The following is a 24971-nucleotide window of genomic DNA, read 5'->3' on the forward strand; positions in this document are numbered from 1 at the left end:
GTTTTCGTTCTATACTCAGGATACAATATTTATTTGGGGAGGTTTTATCCATGGAACTGCAATACAATAATTATCAGCTTGTCTGCGCCAACGGCGGAATTGAAGTACGAAAAGAAGGCAGACTGCTGTACTTTAACAGACGTCCTTTATTTATCACCGTCAAGACAGCCTTCGCCGTAAGTGAATTCTATGACGCGCCCTACGAAAAAACAGAGTTGGCAGACGGGCGCCTGACTGCCCGGGGGACGCTTCGTGTTCCATCCGGCTCTGCCTTTGCCTTTACAGATATTTATGAAACAGATGCCGCCGGCTTTAAAGTAAGCCGCTGTGTCAGGGTTCTTGAGGCCGGAGATGATCTGGGATTTTCCAGCAAATTTTCCCTCGTCCTTTCCGAGTCCGACAATCCCCGTGACTATCAGTGCTTTGCTCCTGGTGTCTGGTACCGCCAGAATGAATTTGCCCCTGCCGACAGGATGGGAAAGGATTTGGACTGTGAATATTTCTGGATGCTGGAAACGCGCTGCGCTCTTCCTTTGTTTTCCATGCACCACACCGGTTCCGGTGAAATGGTTTCCCTGTCCCGCTGGGCTGCCGACGTAGGCATGCGTTCCCTGGACATAGAACAGTCCGAAAACAATGTGGATCCCCGGTTCACGATAGGGGCCCTGGGCATGAGCAAACCCGAAAGCCGTACCCTCAATTATATGTATTATGGTTTTGCGGTACGCAAGGATATTCCCACACCGGTTGACGGCCTGTCAATCGATTATGTATATCCGGGCTGCGACGGGCAGACCCCCATAAAGAATTCCTACGGCGGGCTGGATTATCATAATAAGGCCATGAGCTTCCGCAGAATCAACCATCCTGTGGAACCGGGTTTTGAGCAGAATTATTCCGTTTCCCTCACTTTCGGCCGGCATGAAAGCTTCCAGGAAATGATGCGGGATATCTGGCGGACCACTTACCGCCGTTTAAGGGACGGGCTTTTCTGTGTGGACAATGAACAGCATTTCCATAACTGTATGAATATTTTCATGAAATATACCCGTAAATATGGGGATTCCTACGGCCTTCCTTTTGCCTGCCAGCTGCCTGATATGGATATTTCCTCGGTGTCCTTCCAGTTTGGCTTTGTAGGGCAGCAGCCGGGAATCGGCAATCTGCTGCTGCGGTATGGGGATCGGGAAAATATCCCTGAAGCCAGGGAAAAGGGAATCGGCATCCTTGCATTCTGGGTGAAAAATTGCATGACGCAGTCCGGGCTGCCGCAGATGTGCTACAATCCTAATCTTCAGGGCTTCGAGCCTTATCCTCACTATGTGCGTATGCTTGCAGACGGTATGGAAGCCATTCTGGATGCTTATGTTTACTTGCACAAACGGGACGAAGAAAAGCAGGATTGGCTGAAATTCTGTATCAAAACCGGCGACTGGCTTGTACGCGTCCAAAATGAGGACGGCAGCTTTTACCGCGCATATAACACGGACGGTTCCATCCGCATGGATTCCAAATCAAATACGCCAAGCGTCATCCGTTTTCTGGTACAGCTGTATCTGGTAACCGGAAATGAAACGTATAAATGCGCTGCGCTGAAGGCCGGGGAATGGTCCTTTACAAATGCCTATTTGAATATGGAATATCGCGGCGGGACCTGTGACAATACGGATATCCAGGATAAGGAAGCAGGAATTTATGCACTGTTTGGTTTCCTGTCTCTCTACGATCTGACGCAGGATCCTCATTGGCTGGAAGGCGCAGTGGGTGCAGCGGATTATACCGAAACCTGGACCTATGCCTGGACCTTCCCGGTACGTACGCCCTGGCCGAAGCACCCCCTTAACCAGTATTCCATCAGCGGCCAGAGCATTATTACAATCGGCGGCGGTGCCGACGTATATATGGCGGCCTGTTCCTATACCTATTACAGGCTTTATCTTCTCACCAAGGATGCCCACTACCTGGATTTCGCACAGTTTATCCACAAAAATACCCGTCAGTCCAACGACATAGACGGCACCTCCGGTTATATTATGCCCGGCCTTGGCCATGAAAGCGGCAATTTCTCCAGCCAGAAGCTGGGAAGCCAGTACCACTGGCTGCCTTGGTGTACCTTTGTGGAGGCTGAGCCTTCGGAAAGGCTTTTTGAAACCTTTGGGGTATATGAAATCGAAGACGCACAGAGACTTGACAGAGAGGAACTGGAGAAACGAAACAGGATTTATGATAGTTACTTCTGATTTTTATCAAGAAGGGATACCTACGTGATAATACGCAAAAACGCAGGTTTTTCCTGCGTTTTTTTGCTGTCGTTATACTTGCTCTCCACGCTATATTTATATACCGGCCGTGCATAAAATCCCTTTCAAATACTCCACGCTCTTTTCCGCAACCGCCTCATAGTCATATTGATACAAATCAAGCGACGCCGGCCCGTCAAAGCCCACAGAAATAAGCTTCTGCAGATAAGCCGTCAAATCCATGTCCCCTTCATAAGGAACCAGATGGTTATGGATACCCTTTTTCATATTTTCCAAATGCGCATGTACGATATAAGGGCCGCACTTTTCAAGGCAAGCCAGAGGATCCGGATCCTGGAGGAACATATGCCCGATATCCGCATTCATGCGCAGCATGGGGGAACCGATCTGGTCAAACGCGCTCAGCAGAAGTTCCGAATTATCAATGACAAAGCCCGGTTCGAATTCTACCGCCAGATAAATGCCATATTGTTCTGCGATGCGGCATAATTCCTTCATCCGGTTTATCTGCCTCTCCCACTGCTTTTCAAACGCCTCTCCCTCGCGCCTGACGGCGCCATTGATGATAACTGTATCAGCTCCCGCTTCCGCCGCGATTGGAATCGCCTTCTCCACCGTACGGAATTTATCCTCATTTTCCGTAAAATCCATATGGGCGCCAACGGAATAAGCTTTTACGCTGTTTTTCTTCATGCATTCCTTTATCTTTTCAGCAAAGCCTTCTTCAAAAAACTCTTTCCGCGCCTGAAAATTCACATCGTAAATATCAAGCTCCACGCCGTCAAAGCCTTTCTGCATAATACGGGCAATTGCTTCCTCATAGGTTGCAGCCGGTATCATTTGTGTCCTTCCCAGTAAGTACATTTTGTTTCCCTTCCTTTTTTCAATAGCGATTCTTCCCTTACCGCAGATATTCCCGTAAGCTGCTATAAACTGCTGCCATCTTCTTTTTCTGATTCTTAAAATATTCCTGTTCTATCACCGGATTTTCCTCACCGTTTTCAAATACTCTGTTTTGAATATAGGCACAATAACTAAGCTCAATCTGAACTGTTTCGCAGCATGGAAACTGCCTGCTGTAATTTTTTGTAATATAAGCGCCAGAAAAGGGGATATTCTCAACCGTCGAAAACCCATTTTTTATAAATTTATCTGTTAAAAAGGAAACCAAACCGTCTGAACATGTTTTCCCAAAGTCATTTCCCAGGATAATATCAGCCCTACAATCCAGGCCAAAGCTATGCAGGTCAAGCAGGTATACTCTGGTATACCTTTTCAGCTTCTCACGTATTGCCTCAATAAGGGCATTATGATAGGGCGCATAGTAATTTTTAATTCTTTCCGCTGTCTCCTCCGCAGTTAAAGGAATCCGATACATTTCCTCTCCCTGCGTTGTAGTAGTATATACCAGATTAGTCTGATAGGAACCGCACCTCTCATTTTCTCCCCTGTTTACATCAATGACGTAGCGGCTCACCCGATTAATGACAACGGTATACCCCATTTCCACTAAAAAAGTATAAAATGCAGGAAGATACCAGTCCATATTAGGCAATTTAATTCCTTCGTTCATTTTGTATCTAACCTCATCCGGCACATACAGGCCGCTGTGAGGAATACTGATAATTGCAGGAATTTCATGGTTTCCCTCATTTATTATTGTTACAGGATAAAAATATTCCTCCATCAACAAATCCCCTTTTCTCATCAGCTGCCGCTTTCTTCCCACTCTGTCATCAGCACTTCCAGTTGTTCATCCGCCGCTGTGCACAGCGCCTCCAACTCCATCAGTTTTTCAAAGTCTGACTGTATAGAAGGCTCCTTCATCTGCGACTGGTATGCCGCAAGCTCTTCTTCCTTCTGCGCAATGAGCATTTCCAGCCGCTCCAGGCGGCGTTTTCTCTTCGCTTCTTCTTTTCCCGGATTATACCCCTTCCGGTCGGCGACGTTTTTAAGCGGCTCCAGGGCGTCCACCGCTTTTTCCGGGCTTCTGTCCTTTGCAGATACTACGGTACTTTTAACAGACGGCTGCGCTTTTCCATCCGCCTGCTGATCCTGCCGTTCTTTTTCGTCCGCCTGCAGCTTTTCCCAATACTGCTCATATCCAAAAGGATAGAAATTTACCGTCCCGTTCTCAAATACCAGCAGGGAATCTGCAATTTCCTTTACAAAATATCTGTCGTGGGATACAAAAAGCACGCTGCCGGGATACGCCTTCAGCATGGCCTCCAGCGATTCCTTTCCCACAATGTCCATATGGTTGGTCGGCTCGTCGAGAATTAAATAATTGGGCAGCCTCCTAAAGATTTTTGCCAGCGCAAGCCGAACCTTTTCCCCGCCCGAGAGCATATCTATTTTCTTAAATACTTCCTCCTGTCCGAAGAGGAATGCCCCCAGCCAGGAGCGGACCTCCAGCCGCTTCAGATCCGGGAACTCCTCCCAGAAATCCTCCAGCACGGTTTTATCGCTGGTATACTGAGCCATCTGCTGCTCGAAATACCCGATATCCACACGGTCACCGAAAGCGAAGCTGCCGCCAAGCGGCTCCAGCTGGCCTGTAAGCGTGCGCAGCAGCGTGGATTTCCCGGAGCCGTTATCTCCGATAATCCCGATTTTCTGTCCTTTTTTCTGTTCAAAGGTCACCTCCGCCAGAGGTCTGTCATAGCCAATCCGAAGCTGTGCAGCACGCAGTACGTCCGTAACGCTTTCCCTCGCCGGCTGGAAATCCGCATGGAAGCTTTTCAGATCATATCTGGCAGGCGCATCGATTTTTACCATATGCTCAATCTGCTTGAGCTTGGAACGGGTCATCGCCACCTTTGTAGGCTTGTTTTTAAACCGCTCCACCAGCGTCTGCAGCCGTTCGATTTCCTTCTGCTGCAGCTCGTAATCCTTTTGCTGCTTTTCCCAGTTCAGCCTTTTTCGTTCCACAAAAGCGGAATAATTGCCGGGATACCTCACCGCTGTTTTATATTCGATTTCATATACCACATCCACCACCCGGTCCAGAAACATCCTGTCATGGGATACGATGACCACCGCCCGGTCATAATCCTTCAGATACCCTTCCAGCCAGCTGATGGTCGCAATATCCAGGTGGTTGGTCGGCTCGTCCAGAAGCAGGATGTCCGGCTTGCTTAACAGCATCCTGGCAAAAGCGATTTTGGTCTGCTGGCCTCCCGAAAATTCAGACAGCTTTTTCTGCTTGTCCTCCGGTGAAAAACCAAGCTTCTTTATCACTATTTCATATTCCTTTTCGAAGCTGTAGCCGCCCAGGTAAGCAAACCGCTCCTCCAGCCTGACATATCGGGAAACAGCAGCCTCCTCGTTCTCCTTTTCCATAAGAACCACCAGGCGCTCCATCTCCGCCTTCATCGCAAGTAGTTCTGAAAAGGCCTTCCGCACCTCCTGTTCCATAGTCAGGCTGTCGTCCTCAAACGCATTCTGCTTTAAATAGCCAATCACAGGCTTTCCCGCCCTGGCAATGTAAATGTCCTCGTCACTGTCCCTCTTGGACAGCTCCACTTCCCCTGCGATAAGTTTCAGCAACGTGGTTTTTCCGCACCCGTTCCGGCCTACCACCGCAATCTTTTCCTTATTTCTTATTTCAAAATTAATATGCTCAAGCACCGTTTCCGCTGCAAATCTTACCGCTCCGTTGCAAATCTGATATAACATGATGGTTATCCTCTCTTTTTTCCGAAAATGAAACCCAAAGTATCTTCGGCACATCAATTCCCCTGCCCCTCAATCTTGTGCGGTTAGGGCTTGTGGTTCCCTTTCTTTTTCAAATCCCTGAACTTTGTCACCGGTTTCATCTACGTTCTTCTTACTTTCGGTCGTCCTCCGGAGTGGAATCCCCATATTCCCGCAATTTGCGTATTTTTTTATTCTCAGTTCCACTTAGTCCGCTATCTGGCGAAGTTTTTTAATAAATAAAAAACAGCCCCTTAACTAACTATAATCCTAATTCTGATGCCGCACTTGATGCTTCATCTCTACTAAAGCCGTCGTATTCTAACTGGTCTATCAGCTCTATTCGTGAAAAATTAAAATTATCCAGATATAACTTAGCCTTACGAAGTGCTTGTTCTTTCCAGTTTGCTCCGCAATTGTCAGCTGCGTATTTAGCTTCGCCGTACGTAAATCCTTCATATTCTAATTGATCAATTAATTCGTTTAAGGAAAATGGCATAGCATCTAAATATGCATCTGCCATACTTAATGCATTTATTTCTCCAATTGAAGGTGATTTTTCCACATCCTCATCAGCAGCAAGTACACCATCAAGATTAATTGTAATGCATGGTCTAACCCCATGCTTCCCAGAATTAACATCACTGCCTGTGACACTTACAAATCCTACCCATACATCAACAGCTCTGTTCTGAGAATTTCCTACTGTTCTGAACCAATATGAACATGTTGCTCCAATACTTGGATCCATAAGCATTGAATTTTTGGTTTCCAATCCTCTGATCTCTGCAAATCTTGTCGGAATACAAGCAATATGATAATCGTAAGGATTTTCTTGACTTGCATTAATATCAGCATTGAAATATTTCACTGCTTCTCCATAACTTAATATAAATACTCTATCTGTCGTGTTATTTCCACCACTAATATTAGATTTTGGATTACTTTCGTTCTCCAAATTAGTTAATCTTATTATACTTTTATCATTGGAACTAAATGCCTCATTATAAAATTCTTCATTCAACCATTTTCTCAAAGTACAGGTTTCCCATGTTACACTTTCATCGATGTCATTATATTTTTCACAATCAAGGGCATAAACACTCATTAACTTTGCACTCTTATCATCTATATCTATAACATACCACTCTATTGGTTCTGCCCCATTTTCTTTATTATAATCTTGTTCATAACTTCCAAATTCTATTATATCATCAATATTAATTCCAGAAATAACAGTTGGCTCTGTTATCATGTCCGGAACACTTTCTAACTCACGTTGGATTTCCTCCGGAGAGCGTTCTGTTACCCTCGCATTATCTTCCGAAGCACTTACGCTTACTTCTGATTCTATTTGGGGTATCTCTGGATCTACTGCAGCACTCTGACTCTGTTTGCTTCCATCCACAGCCTTCCCACATCCTGTTAAGATAGTAAAACCCACTAAAAACAATAATACACTTTTTTTCATTTTCAATCTTCCCCCTCATTATTAAATAATGTAATACATATTGCGTCTTTTTCATTCTATTATTTACGCATGGAAATGTCAAACAACTCATTTCGTTCCATTACTTTGCTGGTCCATCGGAAAAATCCGCCCCTTAGCTTCTGCCATAAAAATGCTCCTTTTTGGTAAGAATTTTCACATCTGAATTCTTACCAAAAAGGAGCTGTTTTTCTAAAATACTAATATCTGTCCAACTGGTCTACCGTTTCCCCGGCATTTTTACTGCCCGCCCTCCATGATATCCCCGGCCGCCATGGAAAATACATTGCTGAAATATTCTTCCTCTCCCATATCCGAACTATAATACTCATCCACGTAATCCAAAACGATATTGGCTGCATCTTCGTCAACCACCTCAGCCGCATCACTTCCCGAAACATACCAGGTCATATAATAATCCCCATATTCCTGAAATACCAGCAGAAAATGGTTCTCATCAGTAAAAAGCTTATCATAAAGTGAATTGGCAAATGTATCCATCTGTTTATCCGAGGGCTCCGTACTGCCGTAGACGTTATCCGTCAGATAAAGATACGGTTTTACGCCTGTCTTTTTAAAGAACGCCTCCATACCGGCATTCAGGGTCGCCGACTGCTTTATCCACCCCAGCCTGTCCGTAAAATATTCCCCTACAACAGGCTCAATTGCCCCGGAGGACTGCCCGCTGTAATTCGTTTTCGGCTGGCTGGAAGAATTGGTGTGCTCTTTCCCGCTTTGCTGTACCGTCTGCGGGGCGACGTATCCGTAAAAACTGTCATGCCGTCCGCCCAATGAGAAAATTGCTGAGAAAAACGAAACGGCGCCAATTATCACAAAAATAGAAGCTACCACCAGCGCAAGGCACAAGCCGAGACAGCTGCCTGAACGGTATCCCCCTCCTCCATAGGAATAACCGTAGCCTCCCTGTGGAGAATAGTCGTCGTCATCCCAGCTGTTATTCTGTGACGAGTTGGAATATGACGAAGAATGAGACGTTGATGATGAACTGTGATACCCCGATCCGTAAAAAGAACTGCTTCTGTAAGAACTGCCCGAAGATCCCAGGCTGCTGCGGCCGGAGGATATCCTTCCGCTTGATGAGGAACCGCTGGAACGGGTGGAAGAAGGATGGCTGGTTCTCCCGCCGCTGATCCGGCCGCTCCCGGAGGAACGGCCGCCCGAGGAAGAGCTGCCTGTTCTGCGGCTTCCGCCGCCGCTGTTTCTGCCCATAAAAACCTCCCTGTATATACATCATTCACGTTTATATTTATGGCGTTAATTTCATAAAGTATAAATAAACCGTTATTTAATTTAACCATATTATAAACAGGATTTTCTGTCAAGGCAGAAAAAATGACTATTACAGTGCTTTACAGGCAGAAAATGACTATTTCAGTTCTTCCATCATGAACAGCCTGCTTTGCCGTTTTAATTCCGTTCCCGTAAAAACCACGCCGCATAAAAGCACAAACACACAGTAAAGGCTTGTTATAACGAAAGAAAAACGATGTTTCTTTCTATCGGGACATTAAGCCCTGACAGCTCTATACGTGAGTCCGCAGATAATTTATCATACAGAAAGCTTTCCATCTGCAGAAGACGACCTGCCGCCTGCTCCAGTTTTTCTTTGCCCACTCTGCCTTCCTCCAGGCCTTTTAAAATCTGGGCAATCACGGGCGGACCGCCGGGCATCACGATATCATTGCCCGCCGCCACAGCGTCTGCGCCGTCCACTACGATATCCATATCACCCCAGTCTGTCACCACGGCGCCTTCAAATCCCCATTCCTCTCTGAGAATATGGGTGCACAAATCCCTGCTGCCTCCGGCAAAGGTTCCGTTTATTTTATTAAAGGCGGTCATTAAGACATGTATCTGTGCATTTTTAACGAGCATTTCAAAGGGCTTTAAATATATTTCCCTCGCAGCCCGTTCTGTCAGAATCGAATCGACTGCATCATAATTTTTCTTCGCATTCCCACGGCGGCAGGTTTCCTGTTCATTGACCGCAAAATGCTTGGGGCAGACAAGCACCTGATGCTTCTGCTGTACGCCCCTGGCTATTTCGCAGGCACAGACACCGGTCAGAAACGGATCCTCTGAAAAATATTCAAAATTCCTTCCTCCCAGAGGGCTGCGGTGAAGATTCACTGCCGGGGCCAGCCAAATATCCACCCGGGCCTTTTCACATTCCTCTCCCACCGCATCTCCAAACTCCTGCCACAGCTCCCGGTCAAAAGCACAGGCAATCAGCATTTCCGAAGGCCATGCGGTCTGTCCGATGCCTGCCGGTCCGTCCTTATAGCTGACTGAATAAATGCCTTCCTCAATCATAGCAGGGGAAACATATCCATTCACGCCCACAGGATGGCTGTTGGTTGTCAGGGGATTCCCGCTTTCATCAAAAATCGTCTCCGGATCACTTCCGTCCCCAAACGCAGAAAAGGGTACGCCGGGGCCATAGCCTACGCATAGGGCGGCAAGCTGCTGCTCCGTAAATTTCTGCAGCTGACCCCGTTTTTCTTCCGGCACCGTCAGCTTATCCCGCCTTTCCGACAAATACTCTGCAGCCTCCGTCTCCAGCCGCATTCCCTCCTCTGCCGACAGCGTTAACCTTACTGCATTACTTATTTCTTCTTTTTTAAATACATTTCGTTGCCCATTCCGGGAAAGGAAACTTACCTTCCCCCGATTGCATTCCTGTATTCCCAATCTGTTGTGACAGCGTTCCAGCACCACATCCCATGCAGCCTCCAGCAGGACTGCAGCTTTTGTTTCCGCAGAAGAATTACCAAGCCTTATCAGATAGCTTCCCTTTTCCAATATCCAACAGGCTGAGGCCTCATCATAGACCGCCAGTTCTCTCCAGGGAATACTGATTTCCAGCCTTTGCTCTTCTCCCGGCTGCATAAGCCCGGTTTTGGCAAATCCCTTCAGCTCCTGATATGGCCTTTCTGTCTTCGTTACAGCGGACAGGTATGCCTGCACAGTTTCTTTGCCCGCACAATTTCCCGTATTATGTACCTGTGCCCAAATGCACAGCCCTGCTGTATTCTTTGCCGCCTGTATGCCGCTGATGGTAAATGTGGTATAAGACAGGCCGAAACCAAAGGCAAACAGAGGCTTTTTTTCAAAGCTGTCGAAGTAACGATAACCTGCGTAGATATCTTCCCGGTATACCGTTACCGGGCTTTTGGTAAAGCCGATGCTTCCGTTTTGCTCCGCATCAAGCCCATAGCTTTCATAGGTAAGCAGCTTCTCCGGATGATCCTTATCCCAGGAAAAATGGCCGGCCGCCGGATAATCTTCATATCGGCGGGCTACGGTAACAGGCAGCTTGCCGGAAGGGTTCACCTCCCCGGCCAGAATCCCTGCCAGCGCCTCAGGCCCCTTCTGTCCCGGTATCCCCAGAAACAGAATGCTCTTTATGGCAGGATATGACTCGGTCCAGCCCAGATCGATCAAACCGTTGCAGTTTAACACCAGCACTACCCGTGAAAAGCTTTTGCATACTCCGTCAATCAAAGCTTTTTCTGTTCCGGTCAGTTCATAATCCTCTTCCAGATGGCGGTCACACTCTTCCCCGCCGGAATTCCGTCCAAGCACCAGCACAGCCGTATCCGTAAAATCTGCTGATTTTCTCAACAGCTCCTCCGGCACGGCATATTCCGGGGCAGGCGCATGGTATTTGCCAAAAATTTCATACATCAGCCCGCTGTTGACCAGATCCTTTACCCTGGAGAAATCAAATTCTTCTTCCGGGCGTTCCTCTTCTTCTGACGCCTGCGCCTGATACCAGCATTTCAGTTCCTCAGCAGGACATATGCCTCTTTCCATACAGGCAGCTAAAATATGATTGGTTTCTGCACCCTTCACGGCCCCGGAGCCATTCCCGGAAAAATAAGTGACAAGCTGTGAACGGCCAAAAAAGGCGGCCTTTTGGTTTTTGGCAAAAGGCAGTACCTGTTCCTCATTTTTTAACAGGACTACGGATTCCTCCACAATTTTCTTTGCCAGTATTTCATGCCGCATCTGCACGACTCCTCCATCCTTTTTTCTCATTCCACAGCTGCCTTCGCATAAAACGCCCGATCCTTTCCTGCAACCCATCCGTTTTCCGTTACCTCATAGGAACCGGTCAAACGGATATCATCAGAAGAGCTGCCGATTTCAACCTCAATCGTCCCCTTCTCAATTTTCCAGCGCATATCCTTATCCAGAAAAGCCATCTGGCTGGGTTCGACAGTAAAAACCACAGTTTTTTTCTCGCCGGGCTCCAATCCAACCCTCAGGAAACCAGCCAGTTCCCTTACCGGCCTTGCCATGCTGGCAAAAGCATCATGCAGATAAAGCTGCACCACCTCATCCCCTGCCCTGTCCCCTGTATTTTCTACCTTCAGGGAAATCGTAAGCTTCTCAAAAGGCGCAACCTCATCACTGGATATCTGAAGCTCGGAATAGGCAAAGGTGGTATAAGAAAGCCCATGCCCGAAATAGTACCTGGGGGTATGGGGCAGATCCACATAATTTAAAAACCCGATGCTTCCTGTCTGATGCCAGGACGAATTATGGAAATGGTTGTAATAAACAGGCAGCTGCCCCGCGTGATAGGCTGTTGTTACCGGCATTTTCCCGCCCGGATTATAGTCTCCCAGCAGGACACTCACTACTGCCTCCGCTCCGGCTTCCGAAGGGTTCCAGGCTTCCAGGAGCGCATCCAGATACCGGTCAGCCGCATCACTGGAAACAGGCCTGCCGTTAAAATGAACCCCTATCATAGGTTTTCCCAATTCCGCCGCCAGCCTGATAAAGGCATCCTGGCATTCCGGCAGATTGATATCCGCACCGTCCACGCCTTCTCCCATGGATGCCATGGAACAGGTACCGTGCTTGCCTCCCAGGGTTAAAATGACCACATCCGCTTTCCGCACCGCCTCCAGCGCCCCGGCAAAACGTGAGGTATCCGCTCCGGCTATGGGATAGCCGTAAGCATAAATGATTTCCGCATCCGGCATTTTTTCACGCAGTTCTTCCAACAGGCTCCTGCATCCCGGCTTCTGCCGTTTTAAAATCTCATCAAATTCTTCCGTTTCATCAGACTGGATGTTGGTTCCGGGAACTGTAATTATTTTTTTATTGTCCACATTTTCGCTGCCGCTGACACCGGCTATGGAATTAGCAACCGCATAGGTGGATTCCATCATACACATCTGGGTATAGCCGCCGAAAAATTTCCTCGCACAGTCGGCATGAGGGCCGATCAACGCAATTTTTTTCGTATCCCTTGAAATGGGAAGCACCCCTTCATTTTTTAAGAGAACCATTGATTCTTTGGCTGACTGCAGGGATACCTCCCTGTCCTTCTCATGGGAAAACGCCTTCCGCAGTTCCTCCCCCTGCAAAGCAAAGGGATGTTCAAACAGCCCCATACGGAATTTTGCAGTCAGGACACGCAGCACCGCCCTGTCTAATAACGCCATATCCGCCTCCCCTTTGGCAAACTGTGCGGCCAGCTTATCGTTATAGCCCGCAGGATTTGGCATTTCAACATCCATGCCGGCTTCCATGCACAAAAGCCCCGCCTCCTCTGCTGTTTCTCCCACATGCTGACAGTTATGCACATTTCCGATTGCGCCATAGTCGCTGATGCACAGCCCGTCAAAGCCCATCTCTTCCCGCAGAAGCTTTGTCAAAATGGTGCGGGAAGCGGATACCGGTTCTCCGTTTAATGTGCAGTAGCAGGGCATAATCCCGCGCAGATTGGATTCCGTAATGGCTGCCTGGAAAGGCTTACCATAGATTTCCTCAAGCGTTCTTTCCGGAGTCATGCTGTTTGCCCCATGGATACCGCCCTCCGAATTATGAAAAGCCAGAAAATGCTTTGCCACACTCTCTGTCCTTCTTCCTGCAGTTTCTCCCTTTTGGATGCCTCTTGTATAAGCCGTTCCCATAGCGGAAGCCAGTACCGGATCCTCACCATAGGTTTCCCCCTGCCTCCCCATGCGGGAATCCCTGGAAATATCCAGAACCGGCGCCAATACATGGGTAATGCCGCAGGCCGCCTCCTGACGGCTGACAATTTCCGCAATTTTTTCTTCCAGCCCGGTGTCAAAAGAGGATGCCCTGCCAATACCGGAAGGAAAGCTTGTGGCATCCTGGATAAAAGCGCCGCAGAGTCCCTCCATATGAAAAATTGCGGGAATATGATGCTCGCTGTTAGCCATCACAATCTCCTGAACCTTTCTTTGCCACGCTGCCGCTTCCTCCAGCGTTTCCATGCGGCGCATTTCCAGGGTACTGACCTCACCGATTCCATATTTTGTCTGTTCGGAAATATAATCATAATCAAAGCATACCCTGTCAAACGGGAAAACACAGTTTACCTGTCCCATCTTCTCTTCCAGGCCCATTTCTTCTAACAGCGACTTCGCCCGCTCTTCGGGACGTAAGCCTGTATCCTTATATTTTTCGCTCATATAAATCCCTTTCTTTTGCTTACTCAGTACTGGAAAAGTTCCACCTGATAACATACCGGCTGCTCCATCATCAGCATCGCCATATATTCATCTCCGTTCATTTCCAGCTCCGGCATAAATATGCCATTCCTCAGCTGGCCTTTTTCCATTTTCAGGAAGCTTACTTTCTTTTTCCTGCCCGCTTTTGGATGGAATATAAATTTGCTCATCATGCCAATGAGCAGGAATCTGTTTTTCCCCAGTTCGTACACAACTCCTGCAGCCGCTGGACATCCTGCAGTTTTAGGAAAATAGTCCACTTCCAAATCATACTCTTTAAACCGAAAAAAGGCTCCCTGGTCATTCTCATCCCTCTGCAGCCAGCATTGCATATGATCCGTGCCGCGCATCTGTAAATACAGTGGTTTCATTTGTTCAAACAATCCATAAACTGCTGATAATGCCTGTCTGCTGCCTGTTAAATCAAAGGATAATGGATCCATTTTTAAAGCCTTGATCATTTCCTCCGTAGGAGTGCTGACATTTTCCGTATCTTCCCCCAAATCTTCAATACCAAAGGGTGAATAACACAGGGCGTTATGCTTCACCAGAGCATACAGGGCATAGGATGCCGTTACCGCATCCTTGCGTATCTCCGGAACCAGCAGCGGATTTCCTTCATATCCATACTCATCCATCACTTTAGCAGCGTAGGGTACATAAATGTCCGGCGCCAGCGTAAATAAAGAAGGGGCTGCCAGCTTCCAGACCTGATGCATTTTTCTGACCGGGCCTCCTGAGGGATAGGAACCTGCATACCAGGGAAATTGATACAGCCAGGCATTCGTAAAGCAGGGCAGGGGATATTCGCTTCGGCCTGCCGCCGTGATTTTCTCTACGGCTCCGGCCATATGGCAGGCCATGAAAACTTCCTCCGCATCCTCCCCGAAAACCTCCTTCCATGTACCCGGCCTTTTTTGTGCTGCAGGAAGCTCCAGAAGTATTTCCGGCACTGGCCGCACAAATTCCTCCCTTGCTTTTGCGCAATAATCACAAGGCGTTCCCAAAAGACCTGTCTCATTTTCCACCTGCATCATAATCACAGTAGAGAATTCTTCATCAATAGCGCGGATGTGCTTCATAACATGGGCAAAAGCATTGGCATCCTTGCCTACAGCAGCTTCGCATAAAGGCGAAATAGTATTCAGCTTTTCTCCATATACTGTTTCCACACGAAAGTAAGTCTCACAATTCTGCTTTATCCATTCAGGCACATAGGTGGATTCCGCATTTTTCCATAACCCAAACCATAAAAAAACCAAATGCTTCTTCTGCTCTCTTGCCTGACAAATCAGCCCATCTAAAAGTGTAAAATCAAAAATGCCCTCCTGTGCCTCTATCCGGTTCCAATAAAGCGGTACAACTAATGTATTTAAATTCATTCCTGCAATCCTGGGCCACACCTTCTTCTCCATATACGAAAGGCTCTCTGCACTGGAATTATGTACTTCCCCGCTTAATGCAAAAAAGGGAACGTCTTTTACATAAAGTGTGGGAATTCCTCTGTCTGTCCTGATTTCCGGTATACCACTCATATCCTGTCCCTCCTTTTACAGCCTTTCACCGTTTTCCTGTATCACACCGGCATACCATAGCGCAGAGTCCTTGAGTGTACGCCCCTGCGTGCGGTAATCTACATATATCAACCCAAACCGTTTGTCATAGCCCTCCGCCCATTCAAAGTTATCCAGAATTGACCAGTACAGATAACCGATGACCGGATACCCTTCGTCAACAGCCCGTTTTAAGCCTTTTAAATAGCCTTTGAGATATTCAATCCTCTGCTGATCATGTATTTTGCCGTCACTCATGACAAAATCTACATTTGCCATGCCGTTCTCCGTAATCATAATCGGCAGGCCGTATCTTTCATGGTAAAAACGGACTGCCCAATACAGGGCATCCGGCGTAATTGCCCAATCCATTGCCGTACGGGGAATTCCCGGATATAATGCCGGATTTAGACCGAAGTCATCATCGTAATTGTTGGCTTTATAGCAGTTATAGCCCATAAAATCCAGGGGCTGATGAATCTGTCCCAATTCTTCCGTACTGATAATTCTTTCCATCTCAGGATGCAGCTTCCCCTTTACTGCGGGTTCCAGCCACCAGTTAACCGCCTTACAGCTCACACCTTCCGGGAAGGTGGCTGTTCTGGCTTTCTCGATTTCTTCCTCCGTTTCCGCCCAGGGCATGTATAAGGTGCCATCCATGGCAATCCCAATCTCGGGAGGCAGAATGGCTTGTTCTCTGATGACACGCACAGCTTTGCCGTGGGCCAGCAGAATATTTTTTGTCAGAGCGCAGATCCGCTCTTTTGCTTCCGGTGTTCCGGCTTTGCACTGTTCAAAGGGAGCATGGACACCATCCATATAGCCTGCTCCCAGGAAAGTAGATACCTCGTTTAATGTCATCCAGACGGATATTCTGTCCGACAGGGCTTCCACCACAATTTTTACATACTCTGCAAAATAATCGCTGACCTTATCACAAAGCCAGCCTCCCTGCTCATGAATCCACATGGGCAGATTCCAGTGGAACAAGGTACACATGGGCATGATTCCTGCTGCCAGCAGTTCATCCACAAGATTCCCATAAAACTCCAGCCCTTTTTCATTGATACAGCCTTCTTCCGGCATAATGCGCGGCCAGCTTACTGAAAACCGGTACGCCTTCAGCCCCAGCTGCTTCATCAGCGCCACATCTTCTTTATAACGGTGGTAATGGTCACAGGCAACATTGCCGTTGTCCCCGTGCTTCACATGCCCAGCGGATAAAGCATCCCAGATGCCCATCCCCTTCCCATCCTCATTATAGGCACCTTCCACCTGATAAGCTGCGCTGGCTGCCCCCCATAGAAAATCCTTTGAAAAACTCATTCCCTACCTCCTTGTCCTGTTCTATATGAAGGATAACATATTTCCACCTTTTTTCATTGTAAAATAATATACAGAATTATAAAATTACTTTTTTAGTTTCGGCCGCACCTATCCTTTGACAGCTCCAATGGCAATACCTCTGACCAGATACTTCTGAATAAACGGATAAATAAGCATTACAGGCAGAATTCCCATAACATTAATTGCCATACGGATTGATGTGGAGGGAAGCTCCCCGACCGATACATTTCCCCCGGTTCCCATGCTTTGCTTCAGAGATTCCATTTGGCGCTGGATATTTGTCAGTAATACCTGTACACTGTAAAGCTTATCATCATTAATATAATACAAACCGTTCATCCAGTCATTCCAATAACTCAGTCCGACAAGCATACCGATTGTTGCCAAAATGGGAAGCGCCATGGGAAGCACGACCCGGAACAGAATACGGAATTCGTCAGCGCCGTCGATGCGCGCCGCTTCTATCACGGCATCCGGTATATTCGCGGTAAAATATGTACGCATCATAATAACATTAAAGGCACCCATGAGCAGATTCGGAACCAGCAGCGCCAGAATTGTATTCTGAATATGAAAGGTACGCGTCCACATGATATAGGAAGGCACCAGACCGCCGGAAAACAGCATGGTAAAGAACAGGAAGAAGGCAAAAAAATTACGCCCCGGCAGTTCTTTCCTGGAAAGCGGATAAGCATAGAGAATTGTAATAATCAGATTGCTCAGCGTACCTACTGCCGTTACAATAAAAGAAATAACATAGGAACGCAGCAGGGCTCCCGAACCCGTCAGCAAATATTGATATGCATAGAGGCTGAATTCTTTCGGGAAAAAGGAATATCCGTTGGCAATCAGTGACTTCTCCTCCGTAATGGAGGACATAACAAGCAGTATAAAAGGGGCCACGCTGCAGACCGCAATGAATATCATAACGAAATGCGCAAATATTTGAAAACCTTTTTTCTTTTCTACCATTTTTAACTCCTCCCTAAAACAGAGAACTGTCACTGTCTATTTTGCGAACTATCATATTTGCAGTGAACACCAAAACAAAACCTACAATGGACTGATATACGCCTGCCGCCGAAGACATTCCAATATTGTTGGTCTGCATAAGCCCTCTGTACACATACGTATCGATCGTATTTGTTACTTCAAGCAATGCGCCGGAATTCATCGGGATCTGATAAAACAAACCAAAGTCCGAACGGAAAATATTGCCCAGATTCATCAAGGTCAATATAATAATTGTGGATTTCAAACAAGGCAGGGTAATATATGTAATCTGGTGCCAGCGATTGGCGCCGTCCATGACTGCTGCCTCGTAAAGACTATGATCTATGCCACAGATGGTGGCATAATAAAGGATACAGTTATAGCCGACCATCTTCCAGGTATTTACCAGCACAAGGATAAACGGCCAGTATTTTGGCTCGCTGTACCAGCTGACGGGTTCCAGGCCAAGCGCCGGAAGAAGCGTATGATTCAAAAATCCGCTGCCGTTGCTAAGGAATGCAAAGACAAGGCAGCTGACCACCACCATTGAAATCAGGTACGGAATCAAAATAATGGTCTGATACGTCTGCTTTGCGCGTTTGCTGCGGATTTCATTTAAAATAATAGCCACCGAAATTGCCAGCACCGCCCCCAAAATAATAAATACCAGATTATACAAAACCGTATTGCGTGTAATGAGCCATGCATCGCTTGTCTTAAAAAGGAATTCAAAGTTTTTCAACCCGATATTCGGGCTATGGTAAAGGCCATCCCGGACATTATACTGTTTAAAGGCAACTGCAATGCCGGTCATGGGAATATAGTTATTAATGAGCAGATAAACCGTACCCGGAAGAAGCATCAGGTATAACGGCCAATAGCGTTTCAGTGAGCGTAAAGCTTTCTGCATGATATCTATTCCTCCTGTTTTGATAGAAAACGGCGGCACGGATATTTCCGCCCGCCGTTCAATCAGCTTCAAATCATATTTACTGTGCCAGGAATGCGTCAAGCTGTGCCTGTTTCTCAGCAATGATAGTATCAAGGCCGGCCGCTTTCAATTCTTCATTGAACTTCGGCAGCGCTTCCTCAGGATCCAGTTCCCCCCAGCGCAGCCCCACATCATACTTGGCAATTACATTATTGCAGGCGGTAATCTCATTTAAAACACTGGAATTATCAAAACGGAATCCAAGTGCAGGGCTTACACTTGCACTATTGCTGAATTCAATGTTCTGTGCCCAGATATCCGGATCAGTCCCTTCATAAACTGCGGCAAGAGAACTGTTTGGCCAGGGCCAGTCCATGGAATCCCAGGTACTGCCCTCCAGGGAGCGGACAGAACTGCGGCTGTCGTCCGTATACTCGTAATGTACTCCCTCAATACCATTGGTAAGCAGATTTGCAATTTCCTTATTTGTATACATCAGATTCCAAAGCTGCATCGCCTTTTCCGGATGCTTTGATACAGAAGGAATGAAGAAAGAAGATCCTCCGGCATCTGATGTTATAAACGGGCTTACAAGCTCTATAACAACCCCTTCTTTACCCCAATCCTTGGAAAGCTGCTGCGATTTTAAAGGCCCGTTATTCTCAAACGCGGCAAAGCCTACGGAGCTGCACAGATTATTCTCATTGCTGGTGGTAACATCCGGCATGAGAAGCCCGTCCTGTTTCCACTGATACATCATTTCACAGAATTCACGATAAGAATCCGTTTCGTACATATTTACAACCTTCGTACTGCCATCATGCACGTTCTCCAGAATACCGAGCGCATCCCAGAAACCGGTGCCAAGGTTATCAAAAGCAAAGGTTTTCTGCATGCCGCCTGCCCAGCTGTTTACCACAGGGTACATATCAGGATGGGCTTCTTTTACCCGGACCAGCAAATCATGCATTTCCTCCCAGGTCTTAACAGTCTTGGGATCAACCTCAAGCTCTTCAAGGATGTCCTGACGCACCGCCATACCGTAACTATTTGCAAAGCAGGTTACATTAGGAATGGAATACAAAGTACCATTTACTTTTCCCATAGCCAGATTCTCTTCACCAACAGCTGACACAGCATCCTGTCCGTACTGCTCCACCAGCTCCTCAAGGGGTGTTGCCATTCCGTTATTGACAAGTGTGACCAGGCCGCCTGAATAGGTATGATAATTAACCAGATCCAGCTGCTCACCGGAGGTAAGCGCAAGATTCAGTTTTTCACCGTCACCGCTACGCACAAGCTCGATTTCTACACCGATTTCGTCCCGTGTAATCTCATTAATTGCTTCCGCCACTGCTGCACAATCATCAGAGGTTGCCGTGTAACCAAAGCCCCAGACACGGAGTTTTACTATTTCGTCATTATCTGTTTCGCTCCCGGCTGCTGCAGAAGATGCGTTTCCCGCTGCCGAAGTACTGCCTGCCGCCCCTGTATCACTGCTGCCTCCGCAGCCGGTGACAGGAAGTGTCAGCATTGCAGCGGTGAGAACTGTCATTCCCAACCTGTTTAAAAAGTTTTTCATAAAATTGCTCCTTTCATCATTACCATCTCGGATAACTGTTAAATCAATTTTATCTTTTATACGGCTGCTTCTCTGTAATTTATCCGAAGAGAATTGTTGAAAATCCGATGTATGGCTGTACCGCAAAGGAAGCTGATGTTAAAAATCCTACTTCCGGATGTTGCTTTTCCGACTTTTCCCCAAAACCTTCTTATAATATGCTATAATCCCTGAAAAAGAAGCTGATTGAAATATTTGAAACACAATAAAAATACAGGGAGTGCTTACAGTATGAATGTTTTTTTCAAGAGTCATAATACAACATCCTTCCGCAACACGGCAATATTGACTATGTCAGTTATCGTACTCCCGCTGTTCATCGTTGTGGTACTTTTTGATGTGTATACCGTCTGGCAGCAGAAGACCGCTGTCCGCAATTCCCGTTACAGTACTCTTTCTGCATACCAGGCGCAATTTGAAAATACGCTCCGTGTAACCGAGGACTTTTTAACCGATACCGTTGTAAACAGCATGGATTTTGCTTCCATTATTTACGCCAGGACAAAAACAGATGCATATGTGGCATCCCAGGCAGTCGGGGTTCCATGTAAGGTACAGCTGAAAGCCAATGAACTTTTAGGCAGCTTCTGTACCTATTCCACAGCCTTTGATTATTATCGGATCTCATATACCGGCTCCTATCCCCAGTCAGATCTTGCCGTTCTGCGCGCAGCGGTCAAAGCTGCTGCCGAAGCCGGGCCCGCGGCAGCCGGATGGATTCCTCTTTCCTTCTCTGACCGCACTGTGCTGTTAAATACCTATGTACGCAACCAAACTGTTTTTGCCGCTATGATAGATCCGGCCCGGCAGAGCTATTCTGTGCTGGGTGAAAATAATCTGATTTTTTACATTATGCAGGACGGAACTCCCTATGCTTGCAATATTGCTTTTCATGCAGATGCCATTCCCCTCCCCGGAAAAGATACCGGTGTTACTTTTCAGGCTGATAACGGCAGGGAATATGATTTAACCTTCCTTCCCCTTTCCCGGGAAAACGGATATATTGTCTATGCCACGCCTTCCGTTTCTTTGTTAAAAATGCTCAACTTCACCCAGCGCGTACTGTTGGCGATTACCCTGGGACTGCTGATTTCCATTCCTCTCTGCTGGCTCAGCCTGCGGCAGTTTATACTGGAGCCCTTAAACACCCTTACCCAAACCACGCAGGCCATCCAAAACGGAGATACACAAATCCGGGTGCCGCAGGAATCCAGAATCCAGGAAGTAAATGATATTTCCGGAACCGTTAATACCATGCTGGATATTATCCGTCAGCAAAAGATCGATTTTTATGAACAGAAGCTGGAAACCCAGCAGGCACAGCTGCAATATTTACACATGCAGATCCGTCCCCACTTTTTCCTGAACTGCCTGAATATGATTTACTCCATGGCCGGAGAAAAAAAATACGCTGACATCCAGGAATTGATTCTCGATCTTTCCACGTATCTGCGCAGTACCTTTAAAAACAGCTTCAAGCCAGTCTCTCTGGAGGAAGAAATACGGTCCGTAAACAGCTATATCCGTATCCAACAGATTGGAACGGAACTGCCGCCGCAGCTGGATTTTGAAATAGATGCTGACATTTCACAGGCATCCATTCCGCCCCTGAGTATTTTAACCTTTGTGGAAAATTCCATTAAGCATTCCTCGCTGATAGATACCCCTTTGGAAATCCGTATCAAGTGCCGGAAGCTTGCCAGCGAGGACGGCGGTTACTTAAACATCACAGTTTCTGACAACAGTGCCGGCTTCCCTGCAGAAATCCTGAAAACACTTAATGGCCCGGCCAATGAGGTATACAATGATTATCATGTGGGCATAGCCAATCTGAAACAGCGGCTGCGTCTTCTGTATGGGGAAAAAGCCACTCTGTATTTCAGGAATCTGGCCGGCGGCGCCTGTGCTGAACTATTTCTTCCCATACATGCAAACATTTCCGGAGGTGATTTACAATGACTGTTCTCCTGGTAGACGATCAAATAAGTATTTTAAGCGGTCTTATGTCCGGATTGGACTGGGATGCTTTGGGAATTACATCCGTCAGAACTGCAGGCAATGCCATCCAGGCCAGGGAAATACTGGAAAAGGAACGAATCGACGTTCTTTTATGCGATATAGAAATGCCCGGAGAAAATGGGCTTTCCCTTCTGCGATGGGCACGCAGGCAGGGAATGGACTTTGTCTGTATATTTCTTACTTCCCACGCTGATTTTATGTATGCCAAAGAAGCCATCAAGCTCAACTGTTTCGACTACATTCTGCAGCCCGCACGTTATGAGGATATTCAATCCACCGTGGCAAAGGCGATTCAACGGGTAAAAAAAGAACATGCGGAAAAAGAACTGGAGCAATATGGAACGCTTGCCAAGCTGCACACCCCCGGCCTGCTTCAGAACCTGTTCAGCGACTGGGCCGCCGGCAAAACACTTTCCATTTCTGCTTTACGCGATGTGCTCCGGCGGTTGGGAAAGGAGGTTACCCCCGCAACTGACTGTTTTTCCATTTGGGGACATATACTGCGGTGGCATACCCTGCCCTGGCCCGCCCAGGAATGGAACTTCGCCCTCAACAATATTGTCACTGAGGTATACGAAGAAAAACATTACGGAATATTGTCTTTTACGATTGACTCCACCTCTATGGGGTGGCTTATCTACGCACCGAACGGACGTTTCACCGATCCGGATACCATACTGGAGCCTTTAAGCAGAGCCTACCCCATAATTTCCGGACATATGCACTGTGACATCGCATTTTACTGCAGCCCGGCGGTCCCGTTGAATCAGCTCAATACACTGTCAGGGGGGCTGCTTCAGGCCAAAAGGGACAATGTCCTGCAGACAAGCGGAATATTCAGTACCGGTACGGCCGATTCACAGCCTCATTTTGCCAGGTATGCGGATAACTTACAGATACGCAGATGGGAAAACCTTCTTGCAGAAGGGGACGGGCAGACTGTATGTGAGGAAGTATATCATTTTTTTGATGACGCCATCAAAAAAAAGCAGGTAAACCACAGATTTCTCCATATCTTCTGGGTTCAATTCCAGCAGATTATACTCAACGCGTTAAATACTCCGGGAAGGGAGCTACAAAAAATCCTGCCCCTGCTGGAACGGGGCGAGAATGCCCGTTCCCTGCCGGAAATGCGTGAAGTCGTTAAGGAGACGACCCATTACTTCCAGTCAGAGGAAAGCTCCTGCGGAAATGAAAAAAATGCGGTGGAACGGGCCAAAATCTATCTGGAAAATCATATAGACCAGCCCTTGTCCGCCGCAGATGTGGCCGCCGCATTGTTTATGAATGCCGATTATCTGTCCCGTCTGTTTAAAAACGAATGCGGTATTACGCTCAAAGAATATATTTTAAAAATCAAAATGGAATCGGCCCGGAACCTGCTGCAAACCACCGCTCTTCCCGTCAGTGTGATTGCCTCAAAACTCGGATATGATAATTTCTCCTACTTTTCCCAGGCCTATCGGAGAGTTATGGGGGTATCCCCTACGGATGAACGGAAAGACTGAACTATCAGAGCTGCTTTTGCTTCCTATAAGTGAGCGCAAGCTTGCTGAAAAAGTCCTCCAGGATAAATCTTGCATCCATCTTATGATAAACACGGATTTTCCTATAGCCGGTATTATGCACGTAGGTCATATCCATGTTGAACCGAGGGGCTTCCTGCATATTATAATAGTAACTGTTGTCATGCAGCAATACGCCTATTGTACAGGAATCCCCAAGTCCCCAGGTTTCTCCTGAAGTCCAGTGGGCATAAGGGGAGTCATTAAACTCAGAAAGCTGTTCAAAAAGATACCTTCCGATTTTCCCATATGGTCTTACCTTTTGTTCAAGTTCTGCTATCCCGCAGATTACCTCACTGACACAATCTGCCGGTATCTGCCAGACCTTCATATCAGATTCCATTATTATGTTAGCCGCGAGGATATCATTGCTTAAATTGAATTCCATTCCACCAGCCGGGTAGGCTGCGCCTCCATTCCAAATGGCTGTCACCTTATCCTGTATTTCAGGATACTCCAGCAAAGCACACGCCATATCTGTGATTGGCCCCATAAATAAAACGTATAAAGGGGATGGATCATCTTTCAAAGCCTCTCTGACAATCAGATCTGCCCCCTCGGAATACTCATATATTCCCCTGGATTCAATCGATTTGGCGGCGCCTTTGTAAACCTTTACATCAGATTCCATCATTTCTTTTAATTTCAGACATTCTTTATAACTATCCTCCATGGAATTCTCAGAGTGGAAGTTACCGAAATGTGCAGCTATAATGCCTGCGATCTTGAATTTAGGAGTAAGCATCGCATGGACGATAGCAAACTGATCATCCGCCTCATTTTTTGCATCTGAATCAATAATGATTCTTACCTTTTTATGTTCCGGGCAGTTGTAATGATAATTCATAATTATCCTCCTTCCTTATATACTACAAGTTTACCACCGGCTTAATCAGGAATCTTTATATAATCTTACTACTTACTTTATATAATCCGACTTAATATCAGTGCTAATTAGTGCCTGCTGATTAAGCCAGTTTT

16 protein-coding genes are annotated in these 24971 nt (G+C 46.9%); 3 read left to right on the top strand and 13 right to left on the bottom strand.

Annotated elements, in window-relative coordinates; genetic code table 11:
- The first annotated feature begins 50 nt into the window (after positions 1–50).
- Positions 51–2240 (top strand): hypothetical protein, encoded by a 2190-nt coding sequence (locus tag HMPREF1548_RS05230; RefSeq protein WP_021634779.1) that lies wholly within the window; start codon positions 51–53, stop codon positions 2238–2240.
- Between the two features lie 96 nt (positions 2241–2336).
- On the opposite strand, the gene HMPREF1548_RS05235 is transcribed toward HMPREF1548_RS05230, so the two are convergent.
- From HMPREF1548_RS05235 to HMPREF1548_RS05290, 12 genes are all read right to left on the bottom strand, one after another.
- A complete protein-coding gene (locus tag HMPREF1548_RS05235; RefSeq protein ID WP_021634780.1) occupies positions 2337–3125 on the bottom strand; it encodes a sugar phosphate isomerase/epimerase family protein in 789 nt (262 codons plus the stop codon).
- 37 nt (positions 3126–3162) lie between these two features.
- Positions 3163–3990 carry an N-formylglutamate amidohydrolase gene (locus HMPREF1548_RS05240; protein ID WP_157065638.1) on the bottom strand — a complete coding sequence of 276 codons (828 nt, stop codon included), beginning with the start codon at positions 3988–3990 and terminating at the stop codon, positions 3163–3165.
- Positions 3969–5939, bottom strand: a complete 1971-nt coding sequence (locus HMPREF1548_RS05245) for an ABC-F family ATP-binding cassette domain-containing protein (RefSeq protein WP_035321115.1) — start codon at positions 5937–5939, stop codon at positions 3969–3971. Before HMPREF1548_RS05245 ends, HMPREF1548_RS05240 begins: the two co-directional genes overlap by 22 nt.
- Positions 5940–6219: 280 nt before the next feature.
- The gene (locus HMPREF1548_RS05250) at positions 6220–7428 is read right to left on the bottom strand and encodes a DUF6273 domain-containing protein (protein WP_021634784.1); all 1209 of its coding nucleotides are present in this window, start codon (positions 7426–7428) and stop codon (positions 6220–6222) included.
- 258 nt (positions 7429–7686) lie between these two features.
- Positions 7687–8676, bottom strand: a complete 990-nt coding sequence (locus HMPREF1548_RS05255) for a hypothetical protein (protein WP_051358323.1) — start codon at positions 8674–8676, stop codon at positions 7687–7689.
- A gap of 258 nt (positions 8677–8934) precedes the next feature.
- Complete coding sequence (locus tag HMPREF1548_RS05260; protein WP_021634787.1) at positions 8935–11508, bottom strand: glycoside hydrolase family 3 protein; 2574 nt, start codon at positions 11506–11508, stop codon at positions 8935–8937.
- The gene (locus tag HMPREF1548_RS05265) at positions 11505–13922 is read right to left on the bottom strand and encodes a glycoside hydrolase family 3 N-terminal domain-containing protein (protein ID WP_035321118.1); all 2418 of its coding nucleotides are present in this window, start codon (positions 13920–13922) and stop codon (positions 11505–11507) included. The genes HMPREF1548_RS05260 and HMPREF1548_RS05265 overlap by 4 nt, the downstream gene beginning before the upstream one ends.
- Before the next feature lie 23 nt (positions 13923–13945).
- On the bottom strand, positions 13946–15496 hold the full coding sequence (locus HMPREF1548_RS05270) for a DUF5597 domain-containing protein (RefSeq protein WP_021634789.1): 1551 nt from the start codon (positions 15494–15496) through the stop codon (positions 13946–13948).
- 15 nt (positions 15497–15511) lie between these two features.
- On the bottom strand, positions 15512–16840 hold the full coding sequence (locus HMPREF1548_RS05275; protein WP_021634790.1) for a glycoside hydrolase family 1 protein: 1329 nt from the start codon (positions 16838–16840) through the stop codon (positions 15512–15514).
- Positions 16841–16948: 108 nt separating this feature from the next.
- Positions 16949–17833, bottom strand: a complete 885-nt coding sequence (locus HMPREF1548_RS05280) for a carbohydrate ABC transporter permease (RefSeq protein WP_021634791.1) — start codon at positions 17831–17833, stop codon at positions 16949–16951.
- Between the two features lie 13 nt (positions 17834–17846).
- Complete coding sequence (locus HMPREF1548_RS05285; protein ID WP_035321183.1) at positions 17847–18764, bottom strand: ABC transporter permease; 918 nt, start codon at positions 18762–18764, stop codon at positions 17847–17849.
- A 79-nt stretch (positions 18765–18843) separates the two neighbouring features.
- Positions 18844–20367 carry an ABC transporter substrate-binding protein gene (locus HMPREF1548_RS05290; RefSeq protein WP_021634793.1) on the bottom strand — a complete coding sequence of 508 codons (1524 nt, stop codon included), beginning with the start codon at positions 20365–20367 and terminating at the stop codon, positions 18844–18846.
- A gap of 270 nt (positions 20368–20637) precedes the next feature.
- On the opposite strand from HMPREF1548_RS05290, the gene HMPREF1548_RS05295 reads away from it, so the two are divergent.
- Positions 20638–22365 carry a sensor histidine kinase gene (locus HMPREF1548_RS05295; protein WP_021634796.1) on the top strand — a complete coding sequence of 576 codons (1728 nt, stop codon included), beginning with the start codon at positions 20638–20640 and terminating at the stop codon, positions 22363–22365.
- The gene (locus HMPREF1548_RS05300; protein WP_021634797.1) at positions 22362–23933 is read left to right on the top strand and encodes a response regulator transcription factor; all 1572 of its coding nucleotides are present in this window, start codon (positions 22362–22364) and stop codon (positions 23931–23933) included. Before HMPREF1548_RS05295 ends, HMPREF1548_RS05300 begins: the two co-directional genes overlap by 4 nt.
- A 4-nt stretch (positions 23934–23937) precedes the next feature.
- On the opposite strand, the gene HMPREF1548_RS05305 is transcribed toward HMPREF1548_RS05300, so the two are convergent.
- Positions 23938–24837: a nucleoside hydrolase gene (locus tag HMPREF1548_RS05305; protein WP_021634798.1), complete on the bottom strand. Its 900-nt coding sequence runs from the start codon at positions 24835–24837 to the stop codon at positions 23938–23940.
- Positions 24838–24971: the final 134 nt, after the last annotated feature.

Source organism: Clostridium sp. KLE 1755 (genome assembly GCF_000466465.2).
In the GTDB taxonomy this organism is placed as follows: Bacteria; Bacillota; Clostridia; order Lachnospirales; family Lachnospiraceae; genus Eisenbergiella; species Eisenbergiella porci.

Excerpts from the sequence above, each read along its gene's own strand:
- HMPREF1548_RS05275 (WP_021634790.1), bottom strand. The coding sequence starts at position 16,840 with ATGAGTTTTTCAAAGGATTTTCTATGGGGGGCAGCCAGCGCAGCTTAT.
- HMPREF1548_RS05265 (WP_035321118.1), bottom strand. The coding sequence starts at position 13,922 with ATGAGCGAAAAATATAAGGATACAGGCTTACGTCCCGAAGAGCGGGCG.
- HMPREF1548_RS05305 (WP_021634798.1), bottom strand. The coding sequence starts at position 24,837 with ATGAATTATCATTACAACTGCCCGGAACATAAAAAGGTAAGAATCATT.
- HMPREF1548_RS05285 (WP_035321183.1), bottom strand. The coding sequence starts at position 18,764 with ATGCAGAAAGCTTTACGCTCACTGAAACGCTATTGGCCGTTATACCTG.
- HMPREF1548_RS05295 (WP_021634796.1), top strand. The coding sequence starts at position 20,638 with ATGAATGTTTTTTTCAAGAGTCATAATACAACATCCTTCCGCAACACG.
- HMPREF1548_RS05255 (WP_051358323.1), bottom strand. The coding sequence starts at position 8,676 with ATGGGCAGAAACAGCGGCGGCGGAAGCCGCAGAACAGGCAGCTCTTCC.
- HMPREF1548_RS05230 (WP_021634779.1), top strand. The coding sequence starts at position 51 with ATGGAACTGCAATACAATAATTATCAGCTTGTCTGCGCCAACGGCGGA.
- HMPREF1548_RS05245 (WP_035321115.1), bottom strand. The coding sequence starts at position 5,939 with ATGTTATATCAGATTTGCAACGGAGCGGTAAGATTTGCAGCGGAAACG.
- HMPREF1548_RS05290 (WP_021634793.1), bottom strand. The coding sequence starts at position 20,367 with ATGAAAAACTTTTTAAACAGGTTGGGAATGACAGTTCTCACCGCTGCA.
- HMPREF1548_RS05300 (WP_021634797.1), top strand. The coding sequence starts at position 22,362 with ATGACTGTTCTCCTGGTAGACGATCAAATAAGTATTTTAAGCGGTCTT.
- HMPREF1548_RS05235 (WP_021634780.1), bottom strand. The coding sequence starts at position 3,125 with ATGTACTTACTGGGAAGGACACAAATGATACCGGCTGCAACCTATGAG.
- HMPREF1548_RS05270 (WP_021634789.1), bottom strand. The coding sequence starts at position 15,496 with ATGAGTGGTATACCGGAAATCAGGACAGACAGAGGAATTCCCACACTT.
- HMPREF1548_RS05260 (WP_021634787.1), bottom strand. The coding sequence starts at position 11,508 with ATGAGAAAAAAGGATGGAGGAGTCGTGCAGATGCGGCATGAAATACTG.
- HMPREF1548_RS05250 (WP_021634784.1), bottom strand. The coding sequence starts at position 7,428 with ATGAAAAAAAGTGTATTATTGTTTTTAGTGGGTTTTACTATCTTAACA.
- HMPREF1548_RS05280 (WP_021634791.1), bottom strand. The coding sequence starts at position 17,833 with ATGGTAGAAAAGAAAAAAGGTTTTCAAATATTTGCGCATTTCGTTATG.